Origin of the sequence: Vibrio sp. Makdt (assembly GCF_027587015.1) — a bacterium.
GTDB classification, from domain to species: Bacteria; Pseudomonadota; Gammaproteobacteria; order Enterobacterales; family Vibrionaceae; genus Vibrio; species Vibrio chagasii_B.
Genome location: NZ_JAPPTH010000009.1, coordinates 127,127 through 143,814 on the forward strand (window position 1 = coordinate 127,127; position 16,688 = coordinate 143,814).

General features: G+C 45.0%; 13 protein-coding genes. 5 read left to right on the forward strand and 8 right to left on the reverse strand.

The annotated features are described in order from the left end of the window. Positions 1 to 26: 26 nt before the first annotated feature. Positions 27 to 404, reverse strand: a complete 378-nt coding sequence (locus tag OH460_RS13175) for a hypothetical protein (RefSeq protein ID WP_004738481.1) — start codon at positions 402 to 404, stop codon at positions 27 to 29. A 203-nt stretch (positions 405 to 607) separates the two neighbouring features. Then, complete coding sequence (locus OH460_RS13180; RefSeq protein WP_269997718.1) at positions 608 to 3,004, reverse strand: helicase-related protein; 2,397 nt, start codon at positions 3,002 to 3,004, stop codon at positions 608 to 610. 184 nt (positions 3,005 to 3,188) lie between these two features. Between OH460_RS13180 and OH460_RS13185 the strand changes: the two genes are divergently transcribed. From OH460_RS13185 to OH460_RS13195, 3 genes are all read left to right on the forward strand, one after another. Beyond that, complete coding sequence (locus OH460_RS13185; RefSeq protein WP_061032752.1) at positions 3,189 to 4,877, forward strand: NAD-dependent malic enzyme; 1,689 nt, start codon at positions 3,189 to 3,191, stop codon at positions 4,875 to 4,877. A 161-nt stretch (positions 4,878 to 5,038) separates the two neighbouring features. Continuing rightward, positions 5,039 to 5,791 carry a SanA/YdcF family protein gene (locus OH460_RS13190; RefSeq protein WP_239931404.1) on the forward strand — a complete coding sequence of 251 codons (753 nt, stop codon included), beginning with the start codon at positions 5,039 to 5,041 and terminating at the stop codon, positions 5,789 to 5,791. Between the two features lie 199 nt (positions 5,792 to 5,990). Further along, positions 5,991 to 7,361 (forward strand): SLC13 family permease, encoded by a 1,371-nt coding sequence (locus OH460_RS13195; protein ID WP_008222995.1) that lies wholly within the window; start codon positions 5,991 to 5,993, stop codon positions 7,359 to 7,361. A gap of 241 nt (positions 7,362 to 7,602) precedes the next feature. Here OH460_RS13195 and OH460_RS13200 read toward each other — a convergent pair whose 3' ends face one another. Further along, the gene (locus tag OH460_RS13200; protein ID WP_269997724.1) at positions 7,603 to 7,953 is read right to left on the reverse strand and encodes a GlpM family protein; all 351 of its coding nucleotides are present in this window, start codon (positions 7,951 to 7,953) and stop codon (positions 7,603 to 7,605) included. 123 nt (positions 7,954 to 8,076) lie between these two features. Further along, on the reverse strand, positions 8,077 to 9,372 hold the full coding sequence (locus OH460_RS13205; RefSeq protein ID WP_269997726.1) for a GGDEF domain-containing protein: 1,296 nt from the start codon (positions 9,370 to 9,372) through the stop codon (positions 8,077 to 8,079). Between the two features lie 302 nt (positions 9,373 to 9,674). Here OH460_RS13205 and OH460_RS13210 point away from each other — a divergent pair, with 302 nt between their 5' ends. Next, positions 9,675 to 10,499: a DUF2797 domain-containing protein gene (locus OH460_RS13210; protein ID WP_004738492.1), complete on the forward strand. Its 825-nt coding sequence runs from the start codon at positions 9,675 to 9,677 to the stop codon at positions 10,497 to 10,499. Positions 10,500 to 10,606: 107 nt separating this feature from the next. On the opposite strand, the gene OH460_RS13215 is transcribed toward OH460_RS13210, so the two are convergent. After that, complete coding sequence (locus tag OH460_RS13215) at positions 10,607 to 11,857, reverse strand: sensor domain-containing diguanylate cyclase (RefSeq protein WP_269997730.1); 1,251 nt, start codon at positions 11,855 to 11,857, stop codon at positions 10,607 to 10,609. Between the two features lie 305 nt (positions 11,858 to 12,162). Next, on the reverse strand, positions 12,163 to 13,047 hold the full coding sequence (locus OH460_RS13220) for a LysR family transcriptional regulator (RefSeq protein WP_102423036.1): 885 nt from the start codon (positions 13,045 to 13,047) through the stop codon (positions 12,163 to 12,165). A gap of 207 nt (positions 13,048 to 13,254) precedes the next feature. Between OH460_RS13220 and OH460_RS13225 the strand changes: the two genes are divergently transcribed. Next, on the forward strand, positions 13,255 to 13,926 hold the full coding sequence (locus OH460_RS13225; RefSeq protein WP_269997734.1) for a type 1 glutamine amidotransferase domain-containing protein: 672 nt from the start codon (positions 13,255 to 13,257) through the stop codon (positions 13,924 to 13,926). 162 nt (positions 13,927 to 14,088) lie between these two features. Here the strand turns inward: OH460_RS13225 and OH460_RS13230 are convergent, their stop codons facing one another. Together OH460_RS13230 and OH460_RS13235 are read right to left on the reverse strand one after the other, a co-directional pair. After that, on the reverse strand, positions 14,089 to 15,324 hold the full coding sequence (locus OH460_RS13230) for a cysteine desulfurase-like protein (protein WP_269997736.1): 1,236 nt from the start codon (positions 15,322 to 15,324) through the stop codon (positions 14,089 to 14,091). Next, positions 15,308 to 15,964: a 2OG-Fe dioxygenase family protein gene (locus tag OH460_RS13235; RefSeq protein WP_102320493.1), complete on the reverse strand. Its 657-nt coding sequence runs from the start codon at positions 15,962 to 15,964 to the stop codon at positions 15,308 to 15,310. Before OH460_RS13235 ends, OH460_RS13230 begins: the two co-directional genes overlap by 17 nt. Between the last annotated feature and the right edge of the window lie 724 nt (positions 15,965 to 16,688).

The window sequence follows — 16,688 nt, forward strand, 5'->3', positions numbered from 1 at the left end:
GAGCATCGCTGGCACTGCTCCAACGTTTACAGTCGGATAGTAAACTCTTCTCCAGTATTACCTGCAATCACTAAATGACTACGCGATTCGATGTACTCAATCTGCTCTTCTTCAAGAGAATATGGCATCACCACTTTGAGTTCATTGATGCCTTCTAATTTGGCAAGCTTAAGCAAAGTCACGATATTTGATTCATCGCTTTTACGTGTAGACATCGATTTCAATGCCATTTGCCATAAGCGATCTTCTGGGCTTGCTAGCTCTTTGATGCTGTCTCGCCAAACGGTGCTGAACACTGGAGCAATGGTGGTGAGTGCCTCCAGAAAAGTCCATTTTTTACTGCATGAGGCGCCAAGAAAAGTTGTGTAATCAAACTCTACACGCGTCTCTTTCTGATTATCCATGATGTCCCCCGACACTTTGGCAACACAATATACTCAATATCTATCAACTTTTTCGTTATAGCAATAGGATATAGAACAATAGTCTTTTATGACCTTTTGATTGGTTAAAAAGGCATATAAAAATCAAACTTGTAACATAATGCGCACCGAAAAATAATATATGCGCCTATTTGATTAATATTTTGGAGATAAAACTTATCTATCTATTTTATATCAATAATTCGACTCGCCTTTTTGTACTGAATACGCCAGCCAGACCAAGTTGGTAGCTCCCATCGTTTCGGCGGTGCTTTTCTACTACCCGACTGATAATGAACGTAAATCAACTTTCTTCCCACAAGGTACTCAACCGCCAAGTTCAAGTCAGCAAGAGTGAGTGAGAACGGGTACTTTTCAGCGAACTCTGCATATAACCAACTAGGGATACCGTCAAAAGGAATGTCCGATGCGTCAAACATTTCGAGTTCACTGACATCGGTAACCCCTAGCACTTCAAGCTGCTCAATAAACCACGATTCAAAACTCAGTTGCTCGATATCGGAGGTAAACTTGGTTTGCTCATCCAACCCAAGTTTCACGTACAACTGCCAGTGCTTTATCTCTTGAGTGCGAACCTTGGCAAAATCAGGAAGCTGAGCACCACTTACCACCAGATCCACGATAGGTTTTAAAGACAACTGACCTTCTGCTGCAACCAGTTTTGTCGTGATTGTGCAACCTGCGTACACCAAATCCATCTCGGTAAATACGCCCTCATCATTGACCACGGTTTCGCCCTGCTGCCATTCGCCGAGCTCTGCCTCAACCATCAGTTCAAGTGCAATTGGCGCAGTGGTCGTTGCGAGTGTCAGTGTCTGCTTAACCCCTCGCCCAGGAAGGCTGTGGGTATCCAACACCAGCATAGCCTGCGCGTTATCAGGGAAACGATTCTGACGACCAAGTACTACCTCTAGTGACCCGTTAGCAAACGCCTCTCTTCTTTTTAAACGGCGCACAAACACCAATTCAGGATGCAGCTTAATGATGGTTTCAAGTAGTGCTGTTCGTTGATAACGAGAGGCAACTTCCAACTGAGGGAGCTCAAACACTTCACGCATTTGCTCGGCAAGCCCTTGTGCTTCCGCCAAAGCTTGTTGGTCGATTTCAAGGTGCGGATAATCGCGACCACGCACAATCTGAATCAACAAGGTTAAATCACAGCCCTCTTTTTCTTGCTGGGCGAGCGCTTCTAAGTGTTCAGCATTATTGGGTAACTGATATAAACGAGCAGGTACAGACAATGCGGCGGTGAGATCGACCATCGCCTCTTTCAATGCTTTGGTTTTAATACGGGTAACAATATCGGCATACAAGGCATCAATCGGCAGTGGGTATAGCTTTTTGCCGTGCTCGGTAATTTGATAGTCGTGGTCAATCGCTTCCATCGTCAGCAAAGTTTGTGTTGCGCTGTGTAGTGATTTTTCTGGAATGGCATCGAGGAAAGACAAACTCTCCAAAGTGAAGCCACTGCATGCCGCTGCCAACATCGGCTCAGTCAACTCTTCACGCTGCAATTCAGGTGGTGTGACTAATTCTAATGCCGCATGCTCACCATACAAACGAACACAAACACCGTCCATTACCCTACCCGCACGCCCGGCACGTTGCTTTGCACTCGCGCGTGATATGGATTTCAGCATCAAAGTGGTTCTGCCATTACGTTGAACCGTTCTTCTTTCCAATCCAGAATCGATCACCACACCAATATCGGGAATGGTTAGCGAGGTTTCAGCTACGTTAGTCGCGAGAATGACCTTTCGCAAGCCTCTGTCATCGTTTCTATTGCCACCTTCGTTACCCGTATTGCGACCAGATAGCGCGAGGTCTCGCTCCTTGTCACTCACCGAGGCATGCAATTTAACAACTTGCAGATCCGGATGTTTTGCCAACGCTTGCTCACACTGCACAATCTCTTTCTTGCCCGGAAGGAAAACCAAGATATCGCCGTGCGATGCAATAAGTTGATGATTCACCTCTTCAGCGATGCGTTGCTCTAGATGCCGACTATCTGGCAAAGCCCTAGACTCATTTGCTCTGTGCTCGATATCAACCTGATAAGTTCGTCCCTCACAACTGATCCTGTTCGCTTGTAGATAACCAGCGAGGCGCTCCCCTTCGATGGTTGCCGATGTGATGACCAAACGGTGACTCGCCTTCTGCTTGAGGATCGCCACCAGCAAGTCGATGTCCCAACGCCTTTCGTGAAATTCATCCACGACAATTACATCAAAACTCGCTAACCCGTCTTCCGCTAACCAACGTAAGGCAATACCGGGCGTAACAAACACTACATCAGTCTGCTCATTGTATTGTGCTTCAAGCTTGATGGCGTAACCCACTTTGCTGCCCAGCTTCTCACCCGATTCTTTCGCTAGAAACTTAGCTAACGATGTACAAGCGATTCTTCTTGGTTCTACCACTAGCACACGCCCATGTTGAGATGCCCAAATTGGCAGGCGCGTTGATTTACCCGAACCGGTTTCAGCTTCTACAACAAGGTGAGAATCGGCGATCTGTTGATGGAAAGTACTTTGATAGCTATCGATGGGAAGTTGAGACATAAAAAGAGAGAGCCGCGAAAAAATGTGAGCAAAGTATAACGAATTATGACGTTAGAATTCGATAACTGTGGGATAGGAGAAAGAATATCATTTTGTTTGCCAAGATCGGGGAGAAACTATTTACAATTGAATAACTAAACCGTTATCATTTTTCAGTTACCCTTTCTCCCATATTAGGCATCCAATGAACAACGATAAACGCCCTCTATATATCCCTTATGCTGGTCCTGCTCTACTAAGTACACCCCTTCTAAACAAAGGCAGCGCATTCACTGCTGAAGAGCGTAGCTCTTTTAACCTTGAAGGTTTGTTACCGGAAACAACGGAAACAATCCAAGAGCAAGTTGGACGTGCATATAAACAATATTGTAACTTCGAAAGTGATATGGATAAGCATATCTACCTTCGTAACATCCAAGACACTAATGAAACGCTTTTTTATCGTTTAGTTCAAAACCACATCTCTGAAATGATGCCTATCATTTACACGCCAACGGTTGGCGCAGCATGTGAGAACTTCTCAAATATCTACCGTCGTGGTCGTGGTCTGTTTATCTCTTACCCGAACCGCGATCGTATCGATGATCTACTGAATAATGCGACAAACCACAATGTTAAAGTTATCGTGGTTACGGACGGTGAGCGCATTCTTGGTTTGGGAGACCAAGGTATCGGTGGCATGGGTATTCCAATCGGTAAACTAGCACTGTACACAGCGTGTGGCGGCATCAGCCCAGCTTACATGCTACCAATCGTGCTAGATGTTGGTACAAATAACCCTCAACGTCTTGCTGACCCAATGTACATGGGCTGGCGTCACCCTCGTATCACAGGTGCTGATTACGATGCGTTCGTTGAAGAGTTCATCCAAGCCGTTCAACGTCGTTGGCCTGATGCGCTAGTTCAGTTCGAAGATTTCGCACAGAAGAACGCAATGCCTCTACTTGAGCGCTATAAAGATCGCATCTGTTGTTTCAACGATGATATCCAAGGTACAGCAGCGGTAACTGTGGGCTCTCTACTTGCAGCATGTAAAGCAGCAAACAGCAAACTTTCAGACCAACGTATCACCTTCTTGGGTGCAGGCTCTGCAGGTTGTGGTATCGCAGAAGCAATCATCGCTCAAATGGTGTCTGAAGGTATCAGCGACGAGCAAGCGCGCTCTCAAGTATACATGGTTGACCGTTGGGGCTTACTACAGGAAGGCATGCAGAACCTGCTTGATTTCCAACAGCGCCTAGTTCAAACCAACGCGAACACTAAAGACTGGGAAAGCGATGGTACTGGTTTCTCTCTACTAGACGTTGTTCGTCACGCAAAACCAACAGTATTGGTTGGTGTATCTGGTGCACCGGGTCTATTCAGCAAAGAAGTCATCAAAGAGATGAACCTTCACTGCGAACGCCCTATCGTGTTCCCACTATCGAACCCAACAAGCCGTGTTGAAGCAACACCAAACGACATCATTCGTTGGACAGATGGTAAAGCACTAGTCGCAACAGGTAGCCCATTTGAGCCAGTGGTTCACAACGGCACAACTTACCCAATAGCTCAGTGTAACAACAGCTACATCTTCCCAGGTATTGGCCTTGGTGTGTTGGCTGTGAACGCTTCACGTATCACTGACGAAATGCTAATGGAATCGAGCCGTGCACTTGCGACGTGTTCTCCACTAGCAATCAATGGTTCTGGTGCTCTACTTCCACCACTGGAAGAGATCCACACTGTATCTAAGAAGATTGCTTTTGCCGTTGGTAAGAAAGCAATTGAACAAGGTGTTGCACTAGAAATCACTGAAGAAGCACTACAACAAGCGATTGACCAGCACTTCTGGCAGCCGGTTTACCGTCGCTACAAGCGTACTGCATTCTAATAGAGCGTACTTGTTCTCAAATACCACTCTTACAAGAGCCTCTGCCATTGCAGGGGCTTTTTTCTTTACATTGTCTTGTCTTTTTAACTGATTTTTCTCATTTTTATTTGGTATTATCGAGCACTCAAAAAATAATGCTCAGTCAAGGGACTATGCCGAGAGTGAAATTCGATTCTCACATTTGCCGTAACTACTTAGTAAAAGCATACAAAAAACTGCAAGGTTTTCTGTATGGCGCTTTCATTGTGTTCTTGATAGGCAGCGCTACAGTTATTGCGATCGATTATTGGGTTTCGTGGCAAGCCGAAGACCGCATCATCTATGACATCGATGAGGTGCCAGAAGTAGAGGTTGCCGTCGTGCTGGGTACCAGCAAATACTTGGGTAGAACGCTCAACGACTATTACAAACATCGTATTGAAGCGGCAATAGAACTGTTCGACCGTGAAAAAGTAGACCAATTTTTATTAAGTGGCGACAACGCTCACCGCTCTTACAATGAGCCATGGACAATGAAGCGCGACTTGTTAAAAGCGGGGGTTCCTGATGAACGTATCAACCTCGACTACGCGGGCTTTAGAACCTTAGACTCGATTGTTCGTGCGAAAAAGATCTTCGATACCGACAACTTCCTAATCATCACTCAAAAATTCCACTGTGAACGAGCGCTATTCATCGCCAACTCATATGACATTCACGCGCAATGTTTGGCGGTTTCCGGGCCGACTCACCACTCTGGAACATCAATACGTTTACGTGAAGTGTTTGCTCGTACCAAAGCCTTCCTCGACCTATATATTATGGGTACAACCCCGAAATTCCTTGGCCCGAAAGAGCCGATTCAACCTAGCCCAAAACAAGAAATATCACCAATTCCAAGCCCTATTTCTGCCCCTTCAGAGACCGATGTGTAGAAATCTACACATTTTGAATTTGTTGCCTCACATTTCCCTACTGTTACACAAAAACACACCAACGCCCCTTTATTAACTTAAGTAACATTCCCTCAACAAAGCCCAACCCTACATGAAGTCAATATTCCTCGAAAAACAATAAGCACAGCTCTATGAAGCAAGTGCATCCATAAACGAGGATAAACAAAAGGAGCGCCTTATGACGGCACTTGTTACTACACTGAAACACTGGTTGTTTACCCGCAACAGCATGATATTAATTGGTAATTTCACGCTATTCGCACTCTTGCTCAACACCCTTCCTTTCGAATCACAAGTCAATACTGGTTTGAGTATTCTCGTGTTCGTTGCGGTTCTATGGTTAACCGAAGCTATTCATGTCAGCATCACCGCTCTGCTTGTTCCACTCTTGGCTGTCCTGTTTGGTGTCTTCAACACACCCGCGGCATTGGCGAACTTCTCTAACCCAATCATCTTCTTATTTATGGGTGGTTTTGCTCTTGCTGCCGCGCTAAACAAGCAAGAACTTGATAAAGCGATTGCTGACAAAGTTCTGTTGATCGCAAAAGGCAGAATGTCGGTCGCGGTATTCATGCTATTCGGTGTGAGTGCTGGTTTGTCGATGTGGATTTCTAACACAGCAACAACCGCAATGATGCTTCCTCTGGTTCTTGGTATCATGAACAAAGTAGACCAAAGCGAAGACCGCAATACTTACGTGTTCGTGCTACTAGGTATCGCTTACTGTGCGTCTATCGGTGGTATCGCAACCCTAGTAGGTAGCCCACCGAACGCTATCGCTGCAGCAGAAGTTGGCCTTAGCTTCACAGAGTGGATGGCACTTGGCCTACCAATCTCGATGATTCTATTGCCAATCGCAATGTTGATTCTTTACGTGATGACCAAGCCAAAACTTAACCATAAGTTCGAGCTAGACCACGCGCCAGTAGAATGGACAAACAGCAAGAAAATCACACTGTCTATCTTCCTACTCACCGTGACTCTGTGGATTTTCGGTAAACCAATCAACGCAATGATCGGCGGCTTCTCTAAGTTCGATAGCTTAGTTGCAATTGGTGCAATCGTACTGCTTGGAGCTTCTAGAGCAGTGGAATGGAAAGATGTTGAGAAGACAACCGACTGGGGTGTATTGATTCTATTCGGTGGTGGTATCTGTCTAAGTAACATCCTTAAAGCGACTGGCACCAGTGTATTCCTAGCGCATTCATTAAGTGGTTTCCTAGAGACAGCAGGCGTTCTGCTAACAATTCTAGCGGTAGTCGCGTTCGTGGTATTCCTAACAGAATTTGCGAGTAACACAGCAAGTGCAGCATTGTTAGTACCTGTATTCGCCACCATTGCTGAAGCATTAGGTATGTCGCCAGTTATCCTGTCTGCATTAATCGCTGTCGCTGCATCTTGTGCCTTCATGTTACCTGTTGCAACACCACCAAACGCGATTGTATTTGGCTCAGGTCATATCAAGCAGAAAGAGATGATGCGAATTGGTATGGTTCTAAACCTAGTTTGTATCCTAGTGTTAACACTGTTCGCTTGGATCTTCTGGTAATAAACACTGATAAGAGATCTGCATAAGCAAATGCTCTGACGACACTGGCTGCAGTTCCCCCGCTCAGCCAGTATAAAAATGCCCACTCAATGTGAAGCCATCATTTACTTGAGGTTATCACTAAGCGGGCATTTAAAAAGAAGAATAAAACGATTTCCCTTTTTGGTGGCTCCTCGCCACCTTTTTTGTTTGGGTGTTTGCATACCTATAAAGAAACCATTCCCGCTCTAAAAGCCATCTCTCACGCCACACTCGGCACAACACGCGTCCAGCCGATAAGCAACATAGAGGCGCACAGCACCCACACCACTGTTGCCAGCGACAGAGTCGACACTAAGCTGTAGCGATAGCTAAACACATACACCGCCCCTAAATAAGCCGCGTATGGCACCAGAGAAAACAGGCCAAACAGTGCGGTAGTACGCAGCTCTACCATGGTTTGCTCTGTGCCGACAATGTAATGAGCAATCAAGGCAAAAGTAGGAAACAAAGGTACAAGCCCTGATATGTAAAAACTCTTACTTTTCGACAACAGTGCAATCAACAAAACCGCTGCAGAACCAAGCAAACACTTAAAGAACAATGAGATCATTTCAATACGTTATCCAAACAAACCAACAAAAACTCTAGAGAGTAAACTCATACAGCGCCCACAAAAACGCCACACGTCACATATGCACGTGTGGCTTATAAAATAATCAAAACAATTTGCAGATTAGTGGCTCAAGATCACCTGATTGCGTCCTGAGTGTTTAGCTTGATAGAGCGCCTCGTCAGCGCGAGCAATCGTCTCTGTCACCCTCTCTTGCTTCATTTCAGCAACACCAATGCTGCAGGTCAGTGGGTCACCATGAACCCAAAGATGTTGGCTAACTAAGAGGAGAATTTTCTCAGCTTTTCTTTGCGCTTCGCCAAGATCAGTCTCAGGGCAAAAAACAATGAACTCTTCACCACCCCATCTCACCAATTTATCTGTCGGGCTGATTGCACTACCGACCACCATACTAAATTCTCTTAGAATATGGTCACCCATTTGATGGCCGTATTTGTCGTTCACACTCTTGAAGTAATCAATATCAAGATAGAGCATGCTTAACTTACCGTGCCCTTGTTTGACATGTTGTGACTGCATCTTCAGCCAGTCTCGAATCGCATGCCTGTTAAGGATTCCGGTCAATTCATCACGATGCGCCATTTCCGAGAACTCAAAGTTTTGCTCTCTTAATGCTCGGTTAACGTTCTTAAGATGGTGATGTCTTTTCTCGGCAATCACCATACGTTTGCGCGAGTTATGTAACTCTGAAATTAAGAATATGGTGCCAGTACCAACCCAAACAAACAGCAAGATTAAGAACAAGCTCTCGCCGGTGATGTAAGAGCCCTCAAATTCGATACTACGAATAACAATGCGATGATGCCCAAGTTTTGCGCCTGATGCCGTCGCGAACTCCACCATATTTACGTTGGAATACTCGGGAGCAGAGTGCTCTAGCGCGATGTCATTATCTGCAAGCCACCATGTCATCACTTGAAGATTTTTAATCGGTATTTCAATCACGCCGCCATCGACACCTGGCGAAAACTCCATGCCATTGTACTTATGCGTGTACTCATTATCCGGAACCGAATAAGCAGGGTTGTAATTGCGTAGGTAGGTTCGCAAACGGCCGCTAGAATCCGCTTCCGCGTGGTAATCGATGTTGACTCTAAAAGTGTGATACTGGGAAAGGTCGAGGCCAACCGTGATATCTGGGTCAATACGAATCGACAAGCCACAATAAGGCCAAGGGTACTCAGACTCTTTCAGTTCACAATCAAGAATGTACTGCCCATTAGCGAAGGATAATTGAGACGTACTCACGCCTCTATCGACCTGATCACTGGTTGCAATAAACTCATATTTGTCTGGTGTAATTGCCGTTATCACGCGATTTCCGCTAACACGGTAGTACTGCACTATGGCAAGCGTCGCGATAACTAAAAAGATGACTATCTTATGGATCCACTTCACATCTAAGCTTCCGGCATATATCCCTATCTTTGGGATTTCACGATATAAAATAAGTGAAGTAAATTAGTGATCTTAATACCAAAAATTTACTAAAAAACGTTATATCACGCCTGAACAAAATGTCATACTATATTTTTATGCTTATATTTCATGCTAATTATTTACGCCGAGAATCAAGTATTATTGCGTATAAAATTAGGCGCCATTTGTTATACTCATCGCATAATCATCGCTAACCGTACTGCCTGCTCACAGCGCAAACGAGTCGGCGAAATAATAATCAAAATACAACGAGTAATGTCATGTCTTTATTAGCGAAAGGAACACTCAAGAAGATGAGTGCTTCCCTTGATGGCGCGGTAACCTACCGTTTGCCTGTAGGCGAAGAGTTTGTAGAACTAAACCCTCTGATTGGTAAAACCATCAACCTCACCCACACTGGCAATATTTTTTGCTGCTCTTGTGGCAAGAAAACCAAGAAGAGTTACTCTCAAGGCCACTGCTTTGTGTGTATGAAAAAGCTAGCAAGTTGCGACATGTGCATCATGAAGCCAGAGACTTGCCACTACGATGAAGGCACCTGTCGTGAGCCTGAATGGGGTGAAGCAAACTGCATGGTTGATCACTTCGTTTACCTATCGAACACATCAAGCCTAAAAGTAGGTATCACTCGTCACACGCAGATCCCTACTCGCTGGATTGACCAAGGCGCCACACAAGGCCTACCGATCCTTAAAGTAAAAACTCGCCAAATCTCTGGCCTGATTGAAGTTGAGTTAGCAAAACACATTGCCGATAAAACCAACTGGCGCACACTGCTGAAAGGCGATGGCGACGACATGGAACTGGTAGAGAAAGCAAAAGAGCTGCTTCCATTGGTTGAAGATAAGATCCAAGAGATCAAAGCAAAATTCGGTGATGATGCTATCGAAGTGTTGAGTGAGAACATCACCTCACTGAGCTACCCAGTAGAGCAGCACCCAGTGAAGATTGTTTCTCATAACTTTGATAAGAACCCTGAGGTATCTGGTGTGCTGCAAGGCATAAAAGGCCAATACCTAATCCTAGATACGGGCGTGATTAACATCCGTAAATTTGGTTCTTACGAAGTTGAGGTATCTGCTTAACCAGCAGAGCACCATCACAAGTGAGAAACAAAAACGCCCTGAGGCTTCTGCTTCAGGGCATTTTTTTCAGATAGGACGATCCGCTTTAAAAGAGTAAAGAGAAAAGACTAGAGCGCGACCATATCTCCATCCACACAGTTTTTACCATTGGCTTTAGCTCGATAGAGTGATTGATCGGTGAGATTAACCAAGGCATCGATCGTCATGCGCTCTTCACACGCAAGGCTATCACTCATACCAATACTAACGCTCGAATTGAATCGAGTCTGTTCGTCGATTTTAAACTCTGCTTGATTAAACTGTTGACGAATTTGTTCAGAGATTTCATGTGACATTTCTGACGTTGCATTTGGAAGGAAGACGATGAACTCTTCACCACCCCAGCGACCCGCAACACCGCCCACACTTTCAACACTGCGCTTAGTAATATTAGCCAACGCACAGATCACCTCGTCACCGACCATGTGACCGTATATATCATTAATCGATTTAAAATCATCAATATCGAGCAGCATACACAAAAGGTGATTGTCAGAGGTCATGTGTTCTCTAAACCACTCATAAATAGCTCGACGATTGAGTAAGTCCGTCATCTCATCGTAATTCGCTTGATGCACGAGCTGCTTTTCTAACATCACTTTCTGGGTGACATCTTCAAGCACAACCTGCATGGCTGGCTTACCTTCCCAGATAACTGCGTTGTCATAGATATTGAAAAATCGATGGACACCATCCAAGCCGATATTCTCAACCACATTACTGGTACCCGACGGCTCACCCGACATGACAGTCTGGTAACGTTGATAAATACTTTCTACGTTTTGTTTTGGCACCAAATCAAGAATAGAGTCGAGCTGCAATACCTGCTCTATCGACTTGCCACCTTGTAAGTTCACCCAAGATTGGTTAACCATCAAAGGTTTAAAATCTCGGTGTACCAATATTCCCTGCCCCGATTGCATGATCATATCGCGATACATTTGGTCTTGTTTGCGGACAATATTCTGCAGCTGAATAGCTGGGCTAAGGTCAATAACGGTCACTTGTAGCGCCGGTCTTCCCTGCCACTCTGTGACATGATCAATAGAAAAAACCGTAAACTCTCTGCCGTTGCGGTCCACATTGGTAAAGGTGTGAACTTGTGGGTCTCGTTGACCACTAACCGTTTCAAGATAGTTTTGATAGGCGAGAACATGGAACTCTTCAGGAATTAGATCCAGAAAGCTGTCAATATTGGCCAATAATTCTTCGGGAGATTGGTAACCATAAATACGAGCATAGTTAGCATCGACACTAACCACATTCATATCTTGAATGATTATCACACCGTAAGTGGATTCGAAATTTATAGAAAACATTGCCAACTCCGCAATCTAGCTACACTTCATAAAATGGAGCATAACAACACGCCCTGCCAACGCTTCCATATAATCTCTTACGCGCTTAGGGACATTAATACAAACCGTAGTATATCGTACTGCTGACCGCTTCTCTACAATTCAATCGCTAGCACGACTTAGTAAAAGTAGACAAGTCTCTCAATCTGATTACGCGCGCCAAAAAACAGAAATAGATAACCTATGACTATGTAATGATTCAATTTTTTATTTTTCACATCAGTTGAAGCACACAAGCTGCTCACCACGAACTTCAATCGCACTTTTTACTCATCCCAGCCAGAGAAATAATCGACTAAGAAATCTATCGCTAGCCGTGCTCGTTGAGGCAGAAAGCGCCGGTTCTGATAAACAATCCAACTGCTTGTACCCGAACCCCAATACTCTTCTAGCACAGGAACCAGCTTGCCATTGGTTAGCCCACCATTAAAACTGCTTCTAGGAAGATACACAACGCCAAGCCCCTCTTCACACGCTTTCAGAACCGCGCTTGAATTGTTACTTCTCCAACGACCATGCACTCTTACCGCATTCAATGGCTTTCCATTTTGCTCAAACAGCCATTGGTCACTATTAGCAATAATACAGCTGTGTTGTTTTAACTGTTCCGGATGAGCGGGCGCACCATATTGATCGATATACGCTTTGCTCGCCGCCGCTGCCATTGGGCGATCAACCAACTTTCTTGCCACCAGCCCTGAGTCATCTAACCGACCGTAACGAATCGCGAAGTCGATACCGTCTTCAATAAAGTTCACCATCTTGGTGTTGAAGTTCATTTCAATGGTTAGATCTGGATGAGACTTTGCAAAATCCATCAGCGCTGCCGCAACATGGTTCTCGGCAAATGCGCCCGCGGCACTAACACGCAATGTACCGCTCAGCTGAGTCTGTTGAGACGTAACTTGCTCATTGGCTTGTTGCAGCCCAATCACTAAATCTTTGCACTGTTGGTAGTAAGTATGTCCCGACTCAGTCAGGCTCACCATGCGCGTTGAACGAGCAAGCAAAGCCACCCCAACTCGCTCTTCTAACCTTGAAACTTGTCGACTCACATGGCTGGTACTGCAACCTAACTGCTTAGCGGCCGCGGAAAAACCGTGGCATTCGGCAACCGCAACGAATTCGTTAATCCCTTCAAAGCTATCCATACTAAATCTACTCGCGTTTTATCTTTGCTATATAGCAACAATGTTTTGCCTTTTAAGCATATTATCACCTAAATGATTTGGAACTAGTATTAGATGTAACAAGACGGCGATAGCTAAGTCACATTGCACTGGCTATCTCTAAGCACTAGTACTTAGAGAAAAGCGCCAACATCTAAATAGAAAAACAGCAGCTCAAAGGGACGAATCATGAAAAAAATACTAATTCCAGTCACGAACCACGCGACACTTGGCGATACAGACCAAGCTAACGGTACTTACGCTCCAGAACTTACCCACGCTCTGAAAGAGATCCTCGCTGCTGGGTTCGAATACGACATCGCTTCTATCAATGGTGGCAAAGCACCGCTGTACGGAACTGACATTGAAGGAGATATGGTTAATGCTGAAATCTTGGCGAATGATGACTTCCAAAACCGCATTAACAACACGATTCCAGTAAGCCAAATCAATGCAGACAGCTATGATGCGATCTTCTACCCAGGTGGTTTTGGCCTACTTTCAGACTTAGCTTCTAATGAGCAATTCGCTAGCATCGCTACCAAGCATTATCAAGACGGTGGCGTTATCGCGGCAGTATGTCACGGCCCTGCAGCCCTACTACCTATCGTGCTGAGCAATGGCGAAACACTTCTGAGCTCTAAATCAGTGACTGGCTTTACACGTGAAGAAGAGATCGACTTTGGTACCATCAACGACATTCCATTCCTACTGGAAGAGTCGCTGGCTCGTGGTGCAGCACGTTTCAACAAGGTTCAACCTTGGCAAGAGCTTGTGATTGTTGATGAGCGAGTGATTACAGGCCAGAACCCGACTAGTGCTCACGCTGTAGGCGCAGCTCTGGTTAAGCAGCTGTCTTAGTAGACTTTACTAAACAGATATAAGTTCATTAAACAAAAAGAGCATACTTCCACCTCAATATTCATGAGAGAAGTATGCTCTTTTCTAATTCTGTCGCTATTAAGTGCTAGTGGCTTCTTGCTAATTACTTCTCGCTAGTGGCTTCTTGCTAATTACTTCTCGCTAGTGACTTCGCAAGATCCCTTCAAGCACATTGAACAGCAAGTCGATCTCTTCAATCGAGTTGTAATGCATGCAACCAATACGTACTACGCCCTGCTCTTCAATACCTAACTGCTTCACTAAACCTAATGCGTAGAAGTGTCCGTTCCACACACAGATATTATGCTCGCCCAGCTTCTTAGCGATAAATTCTGGAGAGTGGTTATCAAAGGTGATGGCGAATGTTGGCGTTCTTAAGTTCGAATCAAATTCCGTCTTACCGTAGAGTTTAACCCCTTCTAGATCGCCCAAGCGTTTTAGGAAGTACTCGCTCAGCTGGCTTTCATGCTTGTTATAAAGCGCGTAGCTTTGCTCTAGACGAGAACGTAATGAGTCGGTTGGCTCACCAAACTGTGCCAAATAATCCACCGCAGCAATCACGCCCGCGAGGCCTTCAAAACTCTGCGTTCCAGTTTCAAAACGTCCAGGCCCGATGTTAGTGGCAGGCTCAACCTTATATGGCTTTAACGTATGTAGCCATTGAGGCGCCACGTAAGCAATACCAACGTGAGGGCCAAAAAATTTGTAAGCCGAACACGCTAAGAAGTCACAGTTCAACTGCTGAACATCAATCAAATGGTGTGGCGCATAATGAACCGCATCAACATAAACCTGAGCACCGTGCTGATGTGCAAGTTCAATAACTTTCGCCATATCAACAATCGAGCCAGTGGTATTTGAAGCAAACGTCACGGCAACCAGCTTGGTTTTTTCGTTCAGTAACGACTCAAAGTGCGCCATGTCTAGGCTGCAATCCGACTCGTCAACACGAGCTTGACGAACAATCGCACCTTTATCGTCTGCTGCTTGTTGCCAGCTCGATACATTCGAGTAGTGGTCTAGCGCAGTAACAATCACTTCGTCGCCAGCTTGCCAATCACGGCTGATCGCTCGGCTAAGCTGAAATGTCAGCGAGGTCATGTTGGCACCAAAAACAACATTGCCAGAAGATTCAGCATTCAATAACGCTTGCACCGACTCTCGCGCTTGCTGCATCAAGCCTGTCGTCTTCTGGCTCGAAAAGTAGTGACCGCCCAAGTTGGAATTAAAGTGACCAAGGTATTCTGTCATTGACGCTAGAACATTCTCAGGAACCTGAGAGCCACCCGGGCCATCAAAGAAAGTAACGGGCTTACCGTCGTGGTATTGGCCTAACGCACTGAACTGCTGGCGTACATCATTAAGAGTGAAGGACATTGCGCGCATCCTTAGCCGTTAGAACAAACACATCCATGTAACCCATCTCATCGTGGTCTATGGTGCGAATTGGCTGTGCGTTGTGCCATAGCTTACTGTCTGCAAGCATTGCAACTTCGCCGTCTTCAAGCACTTTTCTAAAGAACGGTGCTTCATGTGAATCTTGGTACAGCATGATCTCGCCACCAACAATGTTGTGTCGGTTCACGCCAATTAACGCGATGTGGTCGAAGCCATCTTGGTGCACACCTTCTGGCGCAACCTGTGTCTCTTCAAAAATGGCAGCGATACGAATTTGGTGGATTTCAATTTCTTGTCCGTCTTCAAGCCCGTTGGTTTCAATAAACAGTTCACACATCTCTTGCATGCCTTCGCTGCTTAGAATGGGTGCTTCAATTGGCTCGAATTGACGAACAACATCACCTTGAAAGTGATTGATGTCTTCAGACTGAACGAAGTTATGTTTGTCTAGCTCAACGACTTGTCCATTACTGAATTCAACCACAGAGTACCTTCTCAATCGGTACTGTCCGTCTGCGTGCTCTGTGCTAGGTAGCTTAGAGAAAGAAGGTGACAGCTCCTTAACCGCGTGGTTACTGAGATGGGTAATATGTAGGGTGTTTTCGTGAGCGTGTAACATCATCGACTCCTTAATGATTGTTAATTTACTTTCGACATTTAACGTTTTGTTTACATAAAAGGATACTTGAAGATCTTGCCAAATCAACAATAAACAATCATTTATCCCGCCAGAATTAATAATTCAGATTGTAAAACCAAGTTTAAAATCAAAAGCAGTGTATAACACCAGAATAAAAGATGACCAACTCTTAAAACTAGCACACTTCACTAGCTAGTTATAAACACCTATAAAATCAAATTTAACGATATTATTAACTAGCGCGCTGTGTTTATTATTTTGTCAGCAATTACCCACTAATACGTCAGCCGCAGCATCTAGGCTCATCCCCCTACTTCGGCATACTTTATTTGTATGTTTTTGCACATCGAAATACGACCAACCTATCAGTTGCCAAGCTATTGATTATTTACACAACAAACTGGAATTGGTTAATTTATGAGTACGCCAGAATCCACACGCCTTTGCTTGCGCGTCTGGAACAGGTCGAGTTCGGGGGGAACTCGGCCGCCCCAAATGGTTCATTTATTTTAAAGGAACGAGTTGATTGTTCTTTTGGTGTCGAAGATGTTTGAAGTTACATGTTACGAAGGGAATTTACTAAGTGGTTTCGGACAAGCGAGAGCATGAAGCTACGTTCGCTATAGAAGTGGATGTAACTTCGAGATAAACGACATGTGTTCACAAATGTCAGGCTTTCTTCCTTGCATATTTATACCCCAGA